We start from the raw sequence: 17495 nt of genomic DNA, 5'->3' as shown, positions 1-17495 counted from the left end.
CAGGGTAGAAGTGCTCCTGGATGCAATCAATCACTGTACATTGCGCAATGACGAAATAATTCGTTGTTCAACCGTAAGTGAAAGGCGATCCGTTGCGTGGACTCGATGATCTTGATGAGAAGGTGCTGGCATGCCTCACCCGCGACGCCCGCGCGACGTACGCGCAGATCGGCGACGAGGTGGGACTTTCCGCGCCCGCGGTCAAACGACGGGTCGATCGGCTCCTCGACGATGGGGTGATCAAGGGCTTCACCACCGTCATCGACGCGGCGGCCATGCAATGGACCACCGAGGCCTACGTCCAGGTGTTCTGCCGGGGCAACATCTCGCCCGAGGTGCTCGCCGCGTCCTGGGAACCGATCCAAGAGGTGGTCAGTGCCGCCACCATCACCGGCCAGGCCGATGCGATCTTGCGTTTGATGGCCCGCGACGTCCACCACCTCGAGCAGGCGCTCGAACGGATTCGGCAGGCCGGTGGGGTGGACCGGACCGAGTCGATCATCGTGCTCAGCCACCTCATCGATCGGGGTCATCCCTGATCGGTACCCCGGCCCGGTCGCGCCGTCGCGCCGTGGTGACCGCCGGGCGGCACGCGGGGCGTCCCTCTACTGGTCGGGTGCCTCGTCCCATGGTCATCGGGGAGACCGAGGCGTTCGCGGTCGTCTGATGTGGTGGGGTCCGCCCGGGGTCTTTGGGCACCCGGGCGGGTCCGTGGTAGCCTCGCTGACGTGATCAGCACAGTGCGCGCCTATTGGCGTTTCTTTATCGAGGCTCCGGGTGAGCCTGCGATGAAGCGCTGACGCGTCGCACAACCTCAACCCGGAGCCCCGAGCAGTGACCATCAGGTCGCTGCTCTTGTCATGTCAAGGGCTTTCCGGCGAGAACGAGGCGGGCGGGCCCGAGATCCACGACAGGCCCCCACCGCGAAAGGCACCCACGTGACCACCCTCGGAGATCTGCCCCGAACATCGGCATCGACTATCGCTGCCGAATCCACCTCGGACCGCAGGATCAAAGCGTTCCGGGCGATTCCGTCGCCCGACAGCATCCGCACCGAACTGCCGCTGACCCCGCGGCGGGCGCTGGCCGTGCAGCGTGATCGCGACGAGATCGCCGCGATCCTCGTCGGCACCGACGACCGGCTGCTCGTCGTCGTGGGGCCGTGTTCGGTGCACGATCCGATCGCCGCCCTCGACTACGCCCGACGGCTCGCGCCGCTCGCGCAGCGTTACGCCGAGAAACTCAAGATCGTCATGCGGGTGTACTTCGAGAAGCCGCGCACCACGGTCGGCTGGAAGGGCCTGATCAACGATCCCGGGATGGACGAGACCTTCGACGTCGAGCGGGGCCTGCGCACCGCGCGGTCGTTGCTGCTCGACATCATCGACCTCGGCCTGCCGGTGGGATGCGAGTTCCTCGAACCGACCAGCCCGCAATACATCGCGGACGCGGTGGCGTGGGGAGCCATCGGTGCCCGCACCACCGAGTCGCAGGTGCACCGGCAGTTGGCGTCGGGTCTGTCGATGCCGATCGGTTTCAAGAACGGCACCGACGGCAATGTGCAGGTGGCCATCGACGGTGTGAAAGCGGCTGCCGCACAGCATGTCTTCTTCGGCGTCGACGACTTCGGGCACGGCGCGCTGGTGGAGTCGGCGGGCAACGCCGACTGCCACATCATCCTGCGGGGCGGCACCCACGGGCCGAACTTCGACGACGATTCGGTCACCACCGCGGTCGCCGCGCTGGCGAAGGCCGGTCTGCCGGCACGCGTGATGATCGATGCGAGCCATGCCAATTCGGGTAAGGACCACGTCCGTCAGGCCGAGGTCGCCCGCGAGATCGCGGCGTCGGTCCGGGCGCGGCGCGCGGCAGGCCAGGAGTTGCAGGTCAGCGGTGTGATGCTGGAGAGTTTCATCGAGGCGGGCGCGCAGTCACCCGACGCCACGCCGCTGGTGTACGGCAAGTCGGTCACCGACAAGTGCATGGACTGGGAGGTCAGCGCCGCGGTGCTGGCGGAGCTGGCGCAGGCCTGATCATGGTGGCGCCCACGCCGATCGGCTGACCCGACCTCAGATCACGTCGATGTCGGGTCGGCCGTCGGGGATGGTGACGAGCGCTCGACGATGGAGCGGCGCGCCCCGATCGCCGATCGAATCGGTGACGCGGAATTCGGCCTGCCACTGAGCGTGGGCGATCCGGTGCAGCACATACCCGCGTTGGGAGCTGCCGAAGCGGATGTGCGGTGACCCGGCCTTGAGTGCGCGGTCCTGATCGTCGCTGTCCTGCCCGTCACCGCCCGAGGCAATCGAGGTGCCGGCGAGTTCGACCCCGACGGTGGGGGACGGGCGAGTGTAGGTGGATCGCAACTCCGACACGATGTTTCGGTGGATGTCGCCGACGATGGACGTGAGGTTTGTCACCTGGCGTTGGCGGGCGCCGTCGAGGATTCGGGCGCGCGACGCCTCGTATCCGCTCCACCCGTCCATACTGACGGCGCGAATTCCGTTGTCGTCGTGGGCCAAATCTCCGATGGGTGTCTGGTGGGCGAGTACATTCCAGCGGGTCCGGCTCGCCGATAGCCCGTCGAGAATCCAGCGTTCTTGTGTGCCGCCGGTGATGGTGCGACGCGCGTCGGCGGTGGCGGCGTTCTGGCCGGTGTCGTTGTCGCCGTTGACCTGATCGCTGCGGTAGGTGCGGGTGTCGAGCACGCTGACGGTGGCGAGGTCACCGTAGACGAATCGGCGGTAGGCGCGAAAACCGTTGCCGAGTACCGCGAGACGAAGGGGCGTGTTCTCCCACCAGGCTCTGATCGCCTGGGCGTGACGGCTGACGAACTGCGGTATCGGTTGATCGTCCTCCGGGATGTCGCCGGCCCAGTTGTTGTCCACCTCGTGGTCGTCGAAGATCGTGATGAACGGGCTGGTGGCGTGTGCGCGTTGCAGATCGGCGTCGAGTTTGTAGAGCGCATACCGGTCGCGGTAGTCGTCGAGGGTCGCACATTCCCGATGTGCGGAGGCCGGCATGGCCGTCGTTGCTCGGGCACCGCCGTCCGGCGGGATGGGCTTTTCGTAGATGTAGTCGCCGAGATGGGCGATCACGTCGGGCGCCTTGGCTGCCATGTCGGCGAAGGCGTTGTAGAAGCCGTCGGCCCACGACTGGCACGAGGCCATCGCGACGGTCAGGTGCCCCGCCGGTGATCCCGCGGCGGGTGCGGTGCGGGTGCGTCCGACCCGTGACGTCTCACCAAGAGCCCGGAATCGGTAGAAGTAGTCGGTCGCGGGCGAGAGTCCGCGGACGTCCACGTGCACACTGTGACCGCCGCGCGCGGTGGCCGTCGCCGTGCCGCATCGCAGGACGATCCGCATGCCCTCGTCGGCGGCGAGCTCCCAGTCGACCCGATGTGATGCCGCGCCCATGCCGCCGGCGCGGGCCAGGGGATCGACGGCGAGGCGGGTCCACAGCACGATGCCGTCGGGCAGTGGATCGCCGGAGGCCACACCGAGAGTGAACGGATGTCCGCCGGCTCGTGGTGCGGGCGCCGACGCCGCGTCGGTGGCGAAAAGGGTCGGTGCGGTGGCGAGTCCGGCGGCGACACCGGTCCAGGTGAGGAATCGGCGACGGGTGAGGCCGCCGCAGACCACCTTGTCGGGTCCCACGCGCAGGGTCGAAAGCTGTGCACCGGGCATGCCGCTCAGCCGACCAGTGCCGGATGACGCGGAACCGGCCCGCCGTCAACCGTGGGGTGAGGACGAGGTGAAGACGCGTGTCGGCGTGAGAGCGGCTTTCGGATCTGCCGTCAGATCGCGTAGGCCAGCACCAGCCACACCGCGATGTAGTGCAGCAGCGCGGCGACGGCGGTGCAGGCGTGGAATACCTCGTGATGTCCGAAATGGGTCGGCCACGGGTTGGGCCAGCGCGCGGCGTAGAGGATGCCGCCGACGGTGTAGAAGACGCCACCCAGGGCAAGCAGGACGATGACGGTGATGCTCGTGTGGGCCACGAGGGTCGGGGCGACGGCGACGATCACCCAGCCGAGTAGGACGTAGAGCGATACCCCGAGCCATCGGGGAGCGGCCGGCCAGGCGAGTTTGAGGATGACGCCGCTCAGCGCCCCGGCCCAGACGATCCCGAGGACCCACCATCGGGCCGGGGACGGCAGGCCGACCGCGCAGAACGGAGTGTAGGTGCCGGCAATGAACAGGAAGATCATCGAGTGGTCGGCGCGCTTCATCCGGATCTGCGCGCGCGGGGTCTTCCACGGGATGCGGTGATAGCTCGCCGAGACCGCGAAGACACCGAACACGGTGAGCGCGTAGACGGCGCAGGCCAGCGTTGCGGCGGTACCGCGCAGAAAGGCCGCACCGAGGATCACGGCGACACCGCAGATGGCGGCGACGTAGGCGGAGTACTGGTGGATGACGCCGCGTAACCGTGGTCGGTCGGCGATGTGTGGTGGCAGCGTCGAGGTCACGAAACCTACGATACCGTAACTTAGTGTGCGGACGGGGTGATCTGTCGATCACCCGCACGCCGTCCGGTGCCCGTGGTCACTGTGGTGGGAGCGGGTCGGAACCGTTGTACCTGCGCAGCAGCAAGGCGAACTGCTCGATGTCATGCGTCGGCCAATCGGTCAATCGGGAGGCGATCTCGACGCCGCTGCGGTGCCGGATCTGATCGAGGACTCCGCGCGCGGAGTCGGTGATCTCCAGCGCCTGTATGCGCGGCGACTCGTGAGTGTCGCTGCGGGTGAGTAGTTCACGGCGTCGCAGTTCCCCGAGTTGTCTACTCGCCGTGGACTTGTCGATATGGGCGGCGCGCGCGAGGTCGGAGGCGCTGATGCCGGGGTTGTCGGCGACCAGGCTGAGCAGCGAGTACTCCACGAAGGTCAGCCCGGCATCGCCGTAGATCTCCCGGGCCCCGTTCCGGAGACGTCGGGACAGGGTCACCAGCTCGTGGGCGACCTGCTCGGCGGTCGTCGATTGCGACTCGGCATCCATGGTTGTATTCTACAACTCATACTGAGTTGCATAATGCAACTACGCTGACATCTGAGGAGAGAGTGACATGTCTGCTGCGCCCACGCCACCACTGCCGATCAAGACGATCGCGTCGCATGTGGCGGTGCCGTTCGTGATCGGCATCGTCATGGCCCTGTGTTATCTCGGTGGATTCCACAAGCCCGATCCGCAGGGCCTCCGCGTCGACGTGGTCGGCTCGGGTGTGCAGACCGCGGTGGCGGCGCAGCAGTTGCAGGAGAAACTCGGTGACAAGGTGTCGGTCCGCACCATCGACGATGTGGACGCCGCCCGCGGCGCGATCGAACGGCGCGAGATCGTAGCCGCGTTCGTTCCGGATCAGTCGACCGCGCAACTCATGGTGTCCACGGCGGCCGGCGACCCGACGGCCGTCACCGTCGAACGCATCTTCTCCGCGATCACCATCACCCGTGATCAGCCGCTACGGATCGTCGACGTGGTGCCCGTGGATGCCACCCGCGATCCGTCCGGGCAGAGCATTTTCTTCTTCCTGGTCGCGCTGACGGTCGGGTCGTATGGCACGGGTATCGCGATCGCGGTGGCCGCGGGCGGCCGCGACATCCGAGTCCGCGCGGGGATCGCCGTCGTGGCGTCGGTGCTGGTGGCTGCGGTGATCTCGGCGATCGCGGTGTGGGGATTCGACGCCCTGCCCGGTGCCGAGTGGCAGATGTTCGGGTTGGCGATTCCGTACGCCCTGGCCACCATGCTCTTCGCGGTCGGCCTGCACCCGCTGATCGGGCGTTTCACCACGCTGGCGATGGTGACGATCTTCGTCGGATTGAACTTCACCAGTTCCGGTGGTGTGTTCCCGCCGCAGTTGCAGCCCCGGTTCTTCGGAGTCCTGCATGACTTCTGGATCGGAGCCGGATTCCAGGAATCGGTGCGTGACCTCGCCTATTTCCCGCAGGTCGGCGTGGCCGGTGAGGTCGGCAAGATCATCGGCTGGCTGATCGCTGGGGTGGCGCTGGTCGGCGTGGCCGCGACCGTCGAACGTCGTCGGCATCCGGCGGTCGCCGCACCCGGGGGTCCGGCCGGTCGGCACGAGCGTGCGACCCTGTCGCCGGCCGCCGAGGAGGAACTCGCCGAGGACGTAGTTGCCTGAGCGCGACGGCGCTGTCAGCGTCGAGCGCTAATCTGGTCGCGATGAAACTGCTTCCCGATCGTCTGCGCGGACCGATGCTCAGCGTCTACGAGCGACGGCTGGTCCAACTCATGGACACCACCCGGCTGCCGCACCACGTCGCGATCATCTGTGACGGCAACCGACGCTGGGCGCGTGAGGCCGGCTTCGAGGATGTCAGTCACGGTCACCGCGTCGGGGCCCGACGCATCGCCGACATGCTGGGCTGGTGTTCGGAACTCGACATCGAGACCGTCACCATCTACCTGCTGTCGACCGAGAACCTGCAACGCGAGTCCGAGGAACTCGACGCCCTGATGGAGATCGTGCCCGACATCGTCGACGAGATCTCCGGGCCCGTCGGCGACGAGACCGACGATGACGTCCCGGCGGGCGATTGGCGGGTCCGTATCGTCGGAACACTTGATCAGTTGCCCGAGGCGGTGGCCGAGCGACTGCGGGCGGCGTCGGAGCGGACGCAGGGACGCACCGGGATGAATGTCAACGTCGCCGTCGGGTACGGCGGGCGTCAGGAGATCGTCGACGGGGTGCGGGCGTTGTTGACCGATGCCGCCGATGCCGGTGCCACCCCGGCGGAGATGATCGGTGCGGTCACCGTCGAGGGGATCGACCGCAATCTCTATACGAAGGGGCAGCCCGATCCGGATCTGGTGATCCGGACCTCGGGGGAGCAGCGGTTGAGTGGTTTCCTGTTGTGGCAGAGCGCGTATTCGGAGATCTGGTTCACCGACGCGTACTGGCCGGAGTTCCGGCGGGTGGATTTCCTGCGCGCACTTCGTGATTACGCGGCCAGGAGTCGTCGATTCGGGAAGTGAGTTGGGCTCCCGTCGGAATCGAGCTCACGCAGGGCCGTGACGCGAGGTGTCGTCGTTTGACCCGGTCGGGCCGGCATTCGCGATGAGTTCGGTCAGTGCGTTGACGTCGGTGTCGAATGTCGATGCGGCCGGTGTTCCGAATCCGACGAGGATGCCACCGCCGGAGTTGCCGTCCGCGTCGATGACCGCCGGTGCGTCGGGATGGCGGAGCATGTCGAGTCCCACCACAGAGAAACCCTCTCGCCAGGCGGCATTCAGCACGCGCGTCTCGGCGTCGTGACCCATTCCGACCACGGCGTGCAGGCCCGCCGGAATTCCGCCGACGGTGATGTCGTGTTCGGCCAAACGGGCGATCAGCGTGTCACGGCGGCGACGATAGAACTGTCTGCTGCGCCGGATGTGCTTGTCGTAAGCCCCCGTGGCGATCATGTCGGCCAACACCAGCTGATCGACAATGCTCGCATCGGGTTCGCGAATTCCCTTGGCCCACATGACCGTGTCCACCAGGCGAGGCGGCAAGACGATCCATCCGATCCGCACCGCGGGGGACAGGCTCTTACTGACCGAGCCGACGTAGATCACCTGTTCCGGCGCGAGCCCCTGCAGGGCTCCGACGGGTTCGCGGTCGTAACGGAGCTCGCCGTCGTAGTCGTCCTCGATGATCAGTGCATCGCTGTGGCGTGCCCACTCGATCACCTGGCGGCGGCGGTCGGGTTCCAAGGCAACGCCCAGTGGAAACTGGTGGCTCGGTGTGAGCAGAACAGCGGACACATCCCGGCCGACGAGATCCTCGACGACCGCGCCGTGATGATCCACAGGGATGGGATCGATCGAAACACCTTGACGCGCAATGATGTCGCGGTGGAACGGTAGTCCATAACCTTCGACAGCGATGCGTCGGTCGGCGACGGTGCGTCCGAGGAGTTCGAGCGCACTCATCACCGAGGTGGTCAGCACGATGCACTCCGGTGTCGTGCGCACACCGCGGGCCCGGGACAGATAGTGGGCGAGTTCGATTCGTAGGCGTTCGCTGCCGTTGGGAGCCGACGGTGCGAACGACGAATCAGGAGCCTCGGCGAGCGCACGACGCGTTGCGGCCACCCACTCGGCTCGCGGAAACAACGACGCGTTGGGCTGACCCAGTGAGAAGTCGTGCGTGACAACGGCAGTGACCGACTGGGCGTGACTGCCGGCGTCCTCCACGGCCCGCGTGGCCCCGGCAGCCACTTTGGTCCCCGATCCCTGCCGTGCGATCAGGCGCCCCTCGGCGACGAGTTCGTTGTATACGGCGGCCACCGTGCCGCGCGACAGGCCGACGTCGGCGGCCAGCGACCGATACGGAGGTAACGTCGTGCCGGCAGGGAGTCGGCCGTCGGCGATGGCATCGCGCAGCGCATCGGCGAGTCGGTGCCGCAACTGGGCGCCTCGGCCGCGCGTCGTCGTGGACGGATCCGGCTGCAGGTCCAGGAAAAGGTCGGTGCCCAGCCGTGCCGCCAGTTCATCCCACGGATCGGGCTCGCGAATGGCCTGTTGATCTGTCACCGAATTGACCCTCGATTCTGATGCACTCCGACGGTACCCGGATCGAAGATAGTCCGCCGGTGAGGGTTGCAGTCGAACGGCGAGAACCACGTAAGACGGGCGAAACCCGAGGGAAGAATGGTTCGTCCCCGGGGGTTCGTGATCGTCCGTGGGGAATTGCTGGGGGACGAATCTGTCAGTGGGGGAGGAGCTCTCGGCGCAACGATCTGACCGACCGGGGTTGTGTCCAGTCTGATCTGGTGCGGTTGGTGGGCGATCCGGTTTTGTCGGTGGTCGGGTATAGCGTGTGGGTCAGAGGGTTACAGATGGTTCTGGCGGTGCGATCACCGGATTCGGATCGGCTGTGAGCCAATGATTATCCGGTATTCCTCACTGCGTGGGAGGGGGTGGTGTCGGTGTTCACCTATGACGTCGATGCCGATCTCGCGCGGGTGCGGTCGATGTCGTTGACCGAGTGTGGGGAGCAGGCGCGGTCGGCGTTGATGCGGTCGCGTCGCGAGGAAGCACGTGCGGTGCTGTTGGCCGGGGAGATCGGTCGGCGCTCGTACGAGGAGGCGCTCGCGGGGTTGCCCGGGTTGCGGCAGATGATGGTGCGGGATCGGGCCGTGAAGGCGGCGGTGGGGGATGTGTCGTTGGCGTTGGGGGTCACGCGGTCCAGGGCGCGGCAGTGGATGAATCTCGAGGATCTGTTGCTGGATTTCCCGAAGATCCGGGCGGCGTTCTTGGAGGGGCGGTATTCGACGCATCGGGTGAAGATTCTGGTGCAGGCGGCTGAGCGTGCGGCGATGAACGCCAAGGCCGAGCCGAGCACCGGAGGCGGGGAGAGTGCTGGTGGTGAGGACAGCGCCGACGGTGACGGCAGCACGGGTGATGGTGATGGTGTGCCGCAACCGGATTCCGATGATACGCGGGGTCAGGCTGGTGACGGCGCCGCCGACGATGGTGATGCCGGCGAGGCTGATCGTGTCGACGGCGCTGATTCCGAGCGTGACGCGGAGGTGGATGCCGAGGATCGTGACGTCGACGTAGATGACGCCGATCCCGATGCCGATCACACTGACGCCGAGCGGCCGTCGTTTGAGGATATTGCGTTGGAGCTGGGTGCGCGGGATACCGCTGATTCGGTGTTGCGTGACGATCTGGATGATGCGTTGATCGCTGATAACGCGGATCGGGCGACGCGGGCGCGGGAGGAGTTCGAGCAGGACTGGGCGGATGTGATCGTCCGCAATGATGTCGATGGTCACGCCACGATTGCTGCGTGCGTGCTGGCGCAGGATGGGATCTATCTGCGGGAGCGGATGGCGAAGTTGATTGCGCGGCGGGTGTGTCATCAGGATCCGCGGTGGGTGGGATTGTTGCGGACGGTCGCGTTCGGTGAGTTGCTCGGCGCGCCGGGGGTGCGGTTGGGGTGTCAGTGCGGGTTGGACAATTGCCCTGCTCCGGCCGCCCGTCGGCAGCGACGGCACGAGGTCAAGGCGGCTGCGGGCCGCACTGCCGGCAGGTCCACGCCGTCCGAGTCCGCACCGTCGGAGTCCGGACCGTCCGAGTCCGGCTCCTCGACCGAGGTGGTGGTGTTCGGCGAGGCGTCGTTCACGGTGTCGGGTGCCGACGAGGTGCTCGCTCCGAGACATGACGATGTCGAGGAATACTTGCCCGACGACGACACCGCGCCCGAACCCGATGACCCGCACGCTCATCACGACCTGCAGTGGGACCCCGATGACAATCGTAATGTCAATGGCAACTACGACATCAACGACACCAATGGCGACAACGACGACCCCGAAGCCCAGACCGCCGGCATGGACGCCGCAGGCGCGTCGACGGCGGTGGTGCCGGTCGACACCTCTCCGGTGCCGGTGATGGTGGTGACCTCCCCGATCGTGCCGGCCCCGCCCGTATCGGGGGAGGTCGTGCCGGTCACCCCGGCGCAGCCGCCGGCGTTTCTGCTGGTGCGTGACGCGAGTGGGCAGATCCCGGACCGGTTGCACGGGTACGGCGCGATCGATCCGGTCCAGGCCGAACACGTCGCCGCCCATGCGCGGGTGATCTGGGTACCCGACCACGCTCGACCGGCCCTGCAACGCTTACAGAAGGTGGTGGATCGGGCGCAGGCGCCGCCGGTGGATCCGACCGGTCATGGTGGCTACACGTCGCCGCCGCCGGGGGCGTTGACCTATGCCCCGTCGCAGCGGATACGCGATGAGGTCTTGTCCACCGACCTATGGTGCCGGTACCCGTTCTGCGGGATGCCCGCACACCTCTGCGAACTCGATCACCTGGTCGCGTTCGTCGGTGCCAACCCCGTCGAGGGCGGCTGGACCGTGGTGGAAAACCTTGCGCCCCTGTGTAAACCGGACCACCACCGCAAGCACGTCGGACATTGGCGTGGCGTCATGCACATCGACCGGTCCATCACCTGGACCAACATCCACACCGGACAGATCCTCATCACCTACCCCAGGTGATCGCGGGGTAAGGGAGAGAGTGACACGGTCGGCGGACCGCAGTCGATACCGCTGCACATATCGACACCACTGCACAATTGGCACAGAAATCTACACCCTGATTGCACCGCATTTCCGATGCAATCAGTCGGTACCGTCGAACTACGCCACTGGCGGAGGATGACACAAGGAGGCAGTGATGAAGGTTGTGGTGTTGGGGTCCGGCGGGATGATCGGACGTCATCTCGTCGGGGAGCTTGCTGCGAAGGGGGTCGATACCGTTGCGGCGCAACGGTCGTCAGGTGTCGATGCCTACTCCGGTAGCGGGCTCGAGGCTGCCTTCACCGGCGCCGATGCCGTGGTGGACGCGACCAATGTCACCACCACTCGGGCCAAGGTCGCCGTCGACTTCTTCGGCACGGTCGCTGCCAACGTGTCGGCGGCCGCACGTTCTGCCGGAGTGTCGCGGGTGGTCTGCCTGTCCATCATCAACGCCGCCGACCCGGAGGTGAACGCCAAGTTCGGCTATTACCAGGGAAAAGGCGAGCAGGAGAAGGTGTATCGCGAGCGCCTCGACGCCGAGACGCTGACCGTTGTCCGATCGGCCCAGTGGTACGAACTGGCGGCGCAGATGATCGAACGCACCCGGTTCGGGCCCGTCGCCGTCGTTCCGCACATGCTCAGCCGCCCACTGGCGGCCGCGGATGCCGCACGGGTCCTCGCCGACGCCGCAATGGCGCCCACCGCCGGCGACGTCGAGGTTGCCGGGCCGGCCGAGATGGATATGGTCGATGTCGCCAAATCCTATGCGCGGCAAGAAGGTAGCCCGCGCTGGGTGATGGGGGTCAACATCGGCGGGTCCGCCATGCGCAGCGGTGGACTGCTGCCACACGGGGACTGCGAGACGGCGTCGACGACGTTCGGCGACTGGCTGGAACATCAGACCACGGACGGGGCCCGACGATGACTCCACCGACGATAACTGCACCCGGCGGTGTCCGGTACTGGTTGCCCGGAGAGAACCCGGACATCTACAAGGCGCTCGTCACGCTGCAACGGGCCGCCGGACGGGGTCTCGACCCAGAACTGGTGGAGCTCATCAAGATCCGGGCCTCGCAGTGCAACGGCTGCGCCTACTGCCTGCACATGCACGCCTCCGACGCGCTCGCCATGGGCATCGCAAATCTGAAGGTGTCGTTGATCTCGGTCTGGCGAGAAGCGGGCGACCACTTCACCGTTCGCGAACGTGCCGCCCTCGAACTCACCGAACACGTGACGAAGGTGGGTGAGCGGGGCGTCCCCGACGACGTATTCGCCCGTGTACGAGCCGAATTCGATGATGCCGATTTCGGGCGCGTGCTGGCGTCGATCGCGATGATCAACACCTGGAATCGCATCGCACTGACCGGTGGCTACCCCGCGGGTCTGGACGAGCGGCGCGCCTGAGCCCGCATCGTCCGCGCGGCCGCGGTCGTCGTCAGTCGGCCCACGCCCCTCACAGCTTGCGCAGCCGCACCCGATTGATCGAATGGTCGGTGTCCTTGCGCAGCACCAGCGTCGCGCGCGGCCGCGTCGGCAGGATGTTCTCCCGCAGATTCGGCAGATTGATCGACGTCCAGATGTCGCGGGCCGCGATGGTGGCCTGCTCGTCGGTCAACGAAGCATAGTGATGGAAATGCGAATTCGGGTCCGAGAACGACGTCGACCGCATCTGCAGGAACCGCGAAACGTACCACTTCTCGATGTCGTCGGTCTTGGCGTCAACGTAAATGGAGAAGTCGAAGAGGTCCGACACCATCAGCGTCTCACCCGTCTGTAAGACGTTGAGCCCCTCCAAAACCAGGATGTCCGGCTGCCGGATGTAATGACGGACGTCCGGCACGATGTCGTAGGTGAGGTGCGAGTACACCGGCGCGGTCACCTCACGCGCACCCGACTTCACCTCGGTGACGAACCGCAACAACGCCCGACGATCATACGACTCGGGAAAACCCTTGCGATGCATGATGGCTCGGCGTTCGAGCTCCGCGGTCGGCAGCAGGAATCCGTCGGTCGTCACCAGGTCGACCTTGGGGTGCGATTCCCACCGTGCCAACAGGGCGGCGAGAACACGCGCCGTCGTCGACTTGCCGACGGCGACGGAACCGGCGATGCCGATGATGAATGGCACCTGCTTGTCGGTACGTCGATCACCCAGGAAGGTCGACGTCGCCGCGAACAACCGTTGCCGTGCCGCCACCTGGAGGTGGATCAGACGCGAGAGCGGCAGATAGACCTCGGCGACCTCGGTCAGATCGATCTGCTCACCAAGCCCGACGAGTTGATCGAGTTCATCCGAGTTGAGCACCATCGGCATCGATTCACGCAGTTCACGCCACTGTTTGCGGTCCAGTTCCATGTACAGACTGGGATCCCGGTCGCTCGAGTGACGTGCCATCAGCCCTGCCTCGGACCCGAAGTGGCCGCTGCTGAGGTGCGAATCATGCGTACACCCTATAAGGCCCACCTGACCGAGTGGACAGGGCACACCCTGCGCGCCATCCGGGCGCAACCTGCCGGCCATCGGTAGCCTTCGGAGTCATGCCACGTTCCCACGGGGAGACGGTCGCCTTTGCCGAGTCGACGTTCGTCACCGACTACCTCCGGCTCGGGCTCGCCTTTGATCGACTCGAGGAAGGATTCGTCGACGCGTTCACCGGAGATCCCGCACTGCGCGCCGAGGTTCAGGCCGCCGCCGCACCCGAACCGTCCCGCCTCGCCGACACCGCCCGCGGCCTGCTCGCCGATCTCCCCGGCGATCTCGACGACGATCGCGCCGCGTTCATCGCCGCGCACCTGCGGGCGCTGGAATGTTCGGCGCGCAAGTTCGCCGGTGAGGACATCGGTTTCATCGACGAGGTACGTGCCTACTTCGACGTGGACATCGCCCTCGGCGACACCGACGACTATCGGGCGGCGCACCGTGACCTCGCCGCCGCGCTGGGCGTCGAGGGTGCGACCGGAGCGCAACTGACCGACGCCTACGCCGCCTATCGCCGCGCCGACGAGATCCCCGCCGATCGCGTCGACGAATGCGTTCGGGAATTCAGTGGCGCGCTGCGCGAGAAGGTGCGGGAGGCATACCCGTTGCCGGACTCCGAGATCGTCGAATTCGAGGTCGTCACCGACAAGCCGTGGTCGGGCTTCAACTACTACCTCGGCGGCTACCGGTCGCGCGTGGCAATCAACGTCGACCTGACCCAGCACATGTCGAACCTGCCCCACCTCATCGCCCACGAGGCGTACCCGGGCCACCACACCGAGCACTGCCGCAAGGAACAACGCCTCGTCGGCGGCGGCCAGACCGAGCAGACGATCTTCCTGGTGAACACCCCGCAGTGTCTGATGGCCGAGGGGCTCGCCGACCACGCGCTCGGCGCGATCATCGGTCCGGAGTGGGGGAGCTGGGCCGCCGAGATCTACGCCGACCTCGGACTCCGCTTCGACGGCGAACGCGCCCAACGGGTTTCGCGCGCCACCGCCGGCCTGCTCGGCGTGCGGCAGGACGCCGCCCTGCTCCTGCACGATCAGCATGCCGACGCCGACACGGTCGCGGCATTCCTGCAGCAGTGGCTCCTGGCCCCCGAACCCCGGGCCCGGCAGATGCTGCGTTTCCTCACCTCGCCGCTGTGGCGGGCCTACATCTCCACCTATGTGGAGGGCTACCGGTTGCTGCAGCGCTGGCTCGACTCGTCCGCACCGGGCATCGCCGGCGCCGACCGGGCCGCACGGTTCGGTCGCCTCCTCGACGAACCGCTGATCCCGGCGTCCCTGCGCGCCGAACTCGGTGAATCCTGACGCCTCAGCCATCGGACCGGCGACGGCAGGTGAGCACCCACTTCGTCGACGGGGACCTCGGGCCATAGACTTGCGGGCATGACCGACAACGTCACCTCCGAACAGTCTGTGAACGCGATGTCGCTGGCCGACCTCGACCCCGATGTCGCCGCGGCGATGAACGGTGAGCTGAGCCGGCAGCGCGACACCCTGGAGATGATCGCCTCGGAGAATTTCGTGCCGCGCGCGGTCCTGCAGGCGCAGGGCAGCGTCCTGACCAACAAGTACGCCGAGGGGTATCCCGGTCGCCGTTACTACGGCGGTTGCGAGTACGTCGACGTCGTCGAGGACATCGCGCGTGACCGTGCCAAGGCACTGTTCGGTGCCGACTTCGCCAACGTGCAGCCGCACTCGGGCGCGCAGGCCAACGCCGCGGTCCTGATGGCGCTGATGAGCCCCGGCGAAACTCTGCTCGGCCTCGATCTGGCCCACGGCGGTCACCTCACCCACGGCATGCGGCTGAACTTCTCCGGCAAGCTCTACGAGAACGCCTTTTACGGAGTCAGCAAGGAAGACTTCCGCGTCGACATGGACGAGGTGCGCAAGATCGCCCTCGACACCCGCCCCAAGGTGATCGTCGCCGGCTGGTCGGCCTACCCCCGCACCCTGGACTTCGACGCATTCCGCTCGATCGCCGACGAGGTGGGCGCCTACCTGTGGACCGACATGGCCCACTTCGCCGGTCTCGTCGCCGCCGGTCTGCATCCGAACCCGGTGCCCGCCTCCGACATCGTGTCCTCCACTGTGCACAAGACACTCGGCGGACCGCGTTCGGGCATCATCCTGGCCAAGCAGGAATGGGCCAAGAAGCTCAACTCGGCGGTATTCCCCGGGCAGCAGGGCGGACCGCTCATGCACGTCATCGCAGGCAAGGCCGTCGCACTGAAGATCGCCGGCACCGAGGAGTTCGCCGAGCGTCAGCGTCGGACACTGTCGGGCGCGAAGATCCTCGCCGAGCGCCTGACCGGCGAGGACGTCAGCAAGGCCGGCGTGTCGGTGCTGACCGGCGGCACCGATGTGCACCTGGTGCTCGTCGACCTGCGCAACAGCCCGCTCGACGGCCAGCAGGCCGAGGACCTGCTCCACGAGGTCGGCATCACCGTCAACCGCAACGCCGTCCCGTTCGACCCGCGCCCCCCGATGGTCACCTCGGGACTGCGGATCGGAACGCCCGCGCTGGCCACCCGCGGCTTCGGCGACGAGCAGTTCACCGAGGTCGCCGACATCATCGCCACCGCGCTGGCCGCGGGCACCTCCGCCGACGTCTCCGCACTCCGCGCGCGGGTGTCGCAGTTGGCGCTGGACTTCCCGCTCTACGACGGGCTCGAGTCCTGGGGACTGATGAGCCGCATCTGATCAGGAGCCGGGGCGGTCCTCGAGTATCACCGGATCGCCCCATGTCCGGATTGCCCACAGCCGTGACCAATCCGTATCCTGTATCGCGATGAACGCACTCACCGAAGACGACCTGATCATCGCGCTCGAGAAGGCGCTTCCCGAGATCGCCGAGGACCACGCGGCGGCCGCCACCGCGTGGAACCCGCACGATTGGGTGCCGTGGGACGACGGCCGCAACTTCGCCTTCCTCGGCGGCGACGACTGGGATCCGTCCCAGGGCACGCTGTCCGACGAGGCCCGCGCCGGAGCCCTGGCGCTGCTGCTGACCAAGGACAATCTGCCGTCCTTCCACCGGGTGCTGGCCAAGTACTTCCCGGCCTTCTCCGACTGGCGTCAGCTCGTCGGTGTCTGGACCGCCGAGGACAACCGGCACGCCATCGTGCTGCGCGACTACCTCGTCGTCACCCGCGCCATCGACCCGGTCGACTCCGAGGAACGTCGCCGCGAGCACGTCACCAAGGGGTACCGGCAGAACCCGCAGGCAGTCGCCGAACTCGGCCCGCTCGACGTCCTCGCTTTGATGGCGGTGCACGAGTACCAGTGCGTGCAGTTCATCAAGAAGCACGCGGCCGCGGTCACCGACGACAAGTACAGCCAGATCCTCGCCAAGATCTCCGGTGACGATGCGTTGCAGGCGACCACCTTCGCGAACTTCCTCAATGCAGCGCTGGTGGCCGATCAGGACGCCACCGTCATCGCCGTCGACAAGGCGCTCACGCGTCTGACGGTCGAGCCGCTCGGCTTCGACATCGACGACTTCGACGCCGAGCGCGCCCTGATCGCCGGGTACGAGAACGACCAGACGCATGCCGTGATCGCCGCATCCCTGGCCGATGCCCTCAAGCTCGACAGCGTGCACGGTCTGGGTGACGACGCCGAGGCCGCGCGAGGGCGCATCCTCGCGCTCGCCGGTCGCTGAGCGATCGGGTAGCCCGAGCAGGCGCGCCCACAACGTTCGACCGAACACCACTGCCGGTTCCGCACTGCGGGACCGGCAGTGGTGTTTTTCACTCGGTTCACCAGCGAATCAGATGCGGTCCGAAAGGTGTGAGAAGTGGTGCGTGGTGGGAGAAACCCGCTCTGAACACGGATTTCACCGGCGTGGCGGCCCCGAACGTCACTGGGACCCACGATAGCGCCGTTAACGCGAAATTCACGCCGACACACCCTTTCCGCCGCGCCGCGCCGCGCCATTCCGCGTACGTTGACCAGTGACGGGCCGCGGGGAAGCGGTTCG

The 17495-nt window shown here is 66.7% G+C and carries 15 protein-coding genes; 10 read left to right on the top strand and 5 right to left on the bottom strand.

All coding sequences use genetic code 11. The annotated features are described in order from the left end of the window. Nucleotides 1–92: 92 nt before the first annotated feature. Both ACWETB_RS10345 and ACWETB_RS10340 read left to right on the top strand, forming a co-directional pair. The gene (locus tag ACWETB_RS10345) at nt 93–539 is read left to right on the top strand and encodes an Lrp/AsnC family transcriptional regulator (RefSeq protein WP_449743692.1); all 447 of its coding nucleotides are present in this window, start codon (nt 93–95) and stop codon (nt 537–539) included. A 399-nt stretch (nt 540–938) separates the two neighbouring features. Then, a complete protein-coding gene (locus ACWETB_RS10340; RefSeq protein ID WP_452210949.1) occupies nt 939–2033 on the top strand; it encodes a 3-deoxy-7-phosphoheptulonate synthase in 1095 nt (364 codons plus the stop codon). A 36-nt stretch (nt 2034–2069) separates the two neighbouring features. Here ACWETB_RS10340 and ACWETB_RS10335 read toward each other — a convergent pair whose 3' ends face one another. The 3 genes from ACWETB_RS10335 to ACWETB_RS10325 all read right to left on the bottom strand — a co-directional run bounded on the left by ACWETB_RS10335 (nt 2070) and on the right by ACWETB_RS10325 (nt 4997). Beyond that, on the bottom strand, nt 2070–3686 hold the full coding sequence (locus ACWETB_RS10335) for an alkaline phosphatase D family protein (RefSeq protein ID WP_452210947.1): 1617 nt from the start codon (nt 3684–3686) through the stop codon (nt 2070–2072). A gap of 110 nt (nt 3687–3796) precedes the next feature. Continuing rightward, nucleotides 3797–4471 (bottom strand): PAQR family membrane homeostasis protein TrhA, encoded by a 675-nt coding sequence (gene trhA, locus ACWETB_RS10330; protein WP_449743598.1) that lies wholly within the window; start codon nt 4469–4471, stop codon nt 3797–3799. A 76-nt stretch (nt 4472–4547) separates the two neighbouring features. After that, complete coding sequence (locus ACWETB_RS10325) at nt 4548–4997, bottom strand: MarR family winged helix-turn-helix transcriptional regulator (RefSeq protein WP_449743599.1); 450 nt, start codon at nt 4995–4997, stop codon at nt 4548–4550. A gap of 67 nt (nt 4998–5064) precedes the next feature. Between ACWETB_RS10325 and ACWETB_RS10320 the strand changes: the two genes are divergently transcribed. Together ACWETB_RS10320 and ACWETB_RS10315 are read left to right on the top strand one after the other, a co-directional pair. Continuing rightward, nucleotides 5065–6138 carry a hypothetical protein gene (locus ACWETB_RS10320; protein WP_449743600.1) on the top strand — a complete coding sequence of 358 codons (1074 nt, stop codon included), beginning with the start codon at nt 5065–5067 and terminating at the stop codon, nt 6136–6138. A 41-nt stretch (nt 6139–6179) separates the two neighbouring features. Continuing rightward, nucleotides 6180–6992 (top strand): isoprenyl transferase, encoded by an 813-nt coding sequence (locus tag ACWETB_RS10315; protein ID WP_449743601.1) that lies wholly within the window; start codon nt 6180–6182, stop codon nt 6990–6992. A gap of 24 nt (nt 6993–7016) precedes the next feature. Here ACWETB_RS10315 and pdxR read toward each other — a convergent pair whose 3' ends face one another. Next, nucleotides 7017–8534 (bottom strand): MocR-like pyridoxine biosynthesis transcription factor PdxR, encoded by a 1518-nt coding sequence (gene pdxR / locus ACWETB_RS10310; protein ID WP_449743602.1) that lies wholly within the window; start codon nt 8532–8534, stop codon nt 7017–7019. A gap of 389 nt (nt 8535–8923) precedes the next feature. Between pdxR and ACWETB_RS10305 the strand changes: the two genes are divergently transcribed. The 3 genes from ACWETB_RS10305 (at nt 8924) to ACWETB_RS10295 (ending at nt 12430) form a co-directional block, all read left to right on the top strand. Continuing rightward, nucleotides 8924–11005, top strand: a complete 2082-nt coding sequence (locus tag ACWETB_RS10305) for an HNH endonuclease signature motif containing protein (protein WP_452210944.1) — start codon at nt 8924–8926, stop codon at nt 11003–11005. Nucleotides 11006–11183: 178 nt separating this feature from the next. Beyond that, nucleotides 11184–11951 (top strand): SDR family oxidoreductase, encoded by a 768-nt coding sequence (locus tag ACWETB_RS10300; RefSeq protein WP_449743604.1) that lies wholly within the window; start codon nt 11184–11186, stop codon nt 11949–11951. Continuing rightward, entirely contained in the window at nt 11948–12430 is a 483-nt protein-coding gene (locus ACWETB_RS10295; RefSeq protein ID WP_449743605.1) for a carboxymuconolactone decarboxylase family protein, read from the top strand. The genes ACWETB_RS10300 and ACWETB_RS10295 overlap by 4 nt, the downstream gene beginning before the upstream one ends. A gap of 49 nt (nt 12431–12479) precedes the next feature. Here the strand turns inward: ACWETB_RS10295 and coaA are convergent, their stop codons facing one another. After that, complete coding sequence (gene coaA / locus ACWETB_RS10290) at nt 12480–13421, bottom strand: type I pantothenate kinase (protein WP_449743606.1); 942 nt, start codon at nt 13419–13421, stop codon at nt 12480–12482. A gap of 143 nt (nt 13422–13564) precedes the next feature. Here coaA and ACWETB_RS10285 point away from each other — a divergent pair, with 143 nt between their 5' ends. The 3 genes from ACWETB_RS10285 (at nt 13565) to ACWETB_RS10275 (ending at nt 17177) form a co-directional block, all read left to right on the top strand. Continuing rightward, entirely contained in the window at nt 13565–14821 is a 1257-nt protein-coding gene (locus tag ACWETB_RS10285) for a DUF885 domain-containing protein (protein WP_452210941.1), read from the top strand. Nucleotides 14822–14938: 117 nt separating this feature from the next. Continuing rightward, nucleotides 14939–16216 (top strand): serine hydroxymethyltransferase, encoded by a 1278-nt coding sequence (gene glyA, locus ACWETB_RS10280; RefSeq protein ID WP_452210992.1) that lies wholly within the window; start codon nt 14939–14941, stop codon nt 16214–16216. Nucleotides 16217–16304: 88 nt separating this feature from the next. Then, on the top strand, nt 16305–17177 hold the full coding sequence (locus ACWETB_RS10275) for an acyl-ACP desaturase (protein WP_452210939.1): 873 nt from the start codon (nt 16305–16307) through the stop codon (nt 17175–17177). The last annotated feature ends 318 nt before the right edge of the window (nt 17178–17495 follow it).

This window comes from Gordonia sp. NPDC003950 (assembly GCF_053605205.1).
Note: the sequence above shows the minus strand (reverse complement) of the source record. Positions and strands in the feature narration are given on the sequence as shown.

Bases quoted from the DNA above. Each gene is read 5' to 3' on its own strand.
- ACWETB_RS10335 (WP_452210947.1), bottom strand. From the start codon at position 3,686: ATGCCCGGTGCACAGCTTTCGACCCTGCGCGTGGGACCCGACAAGGTG.
- ACWETB_RS10325 (WP_449743599.1), bottom strand. From the start codon at position 4,997: ATGGATGCCGAGTCGCAATCGACGACCGCCGAGCAGGTCGCCCACGAG.
- ACWETB_RS10320 (WP_449743600.1), top strand. From the start codon at position 5,065: ATGTCTGCTGCGCCCACGCCACCACTGCCGATCAAGACGATCGCGTCG.
- ACWETB_RS10315 (WP_449743601.1), top strand. From the start codon at position 6,180: ATGAAACTGCTTCCCGATCGTCTGCGCGGACCGATGCTCAGCGTCTAC.
- ACWETB_RS10300 (WP_449743604.1), top strand. From the start codon at position 11,184: ATGAAGGTTGTGGTGTTGGGGTCCGGCGGGATGATCGGACGTCATCTC.
- ACWETB_RS10295 (WP_449743605.1), top strand. From the start codon at position 11,948: ATGACTCCACCGACGATAACTGCACCCGGCGGTGTCCGGTACTGGTTG.
- coaA (WP_449743606.1), bottom strand. From the start codon at position 13,421: ATGGCACGTCACTCGAGCGACCGGGATCCCAGTCTGTACATGGAACTG.
- ACWETB_RS10285 (WP_452210941.1), top strand. From the start codon at position 13,565: ATGCCACGTTCCCACGGGGAGACGGTCGCCTTTGCCGAGTCGACGTTC.
- glyA (WP_452210992.1), top strand. From the start codon at position 14,939: ATGTCGCTGGCCGACCTCGACCCCGATGTCGCCGCGGCGATGAACGGT.
- ACWETB_RS10275 (WP_452210939.1), top strand. From the start codon at position 16,305: ATGAACGCACTCACCGAAGACGACCTGATCATCGCGCTCGAGAAGGCG.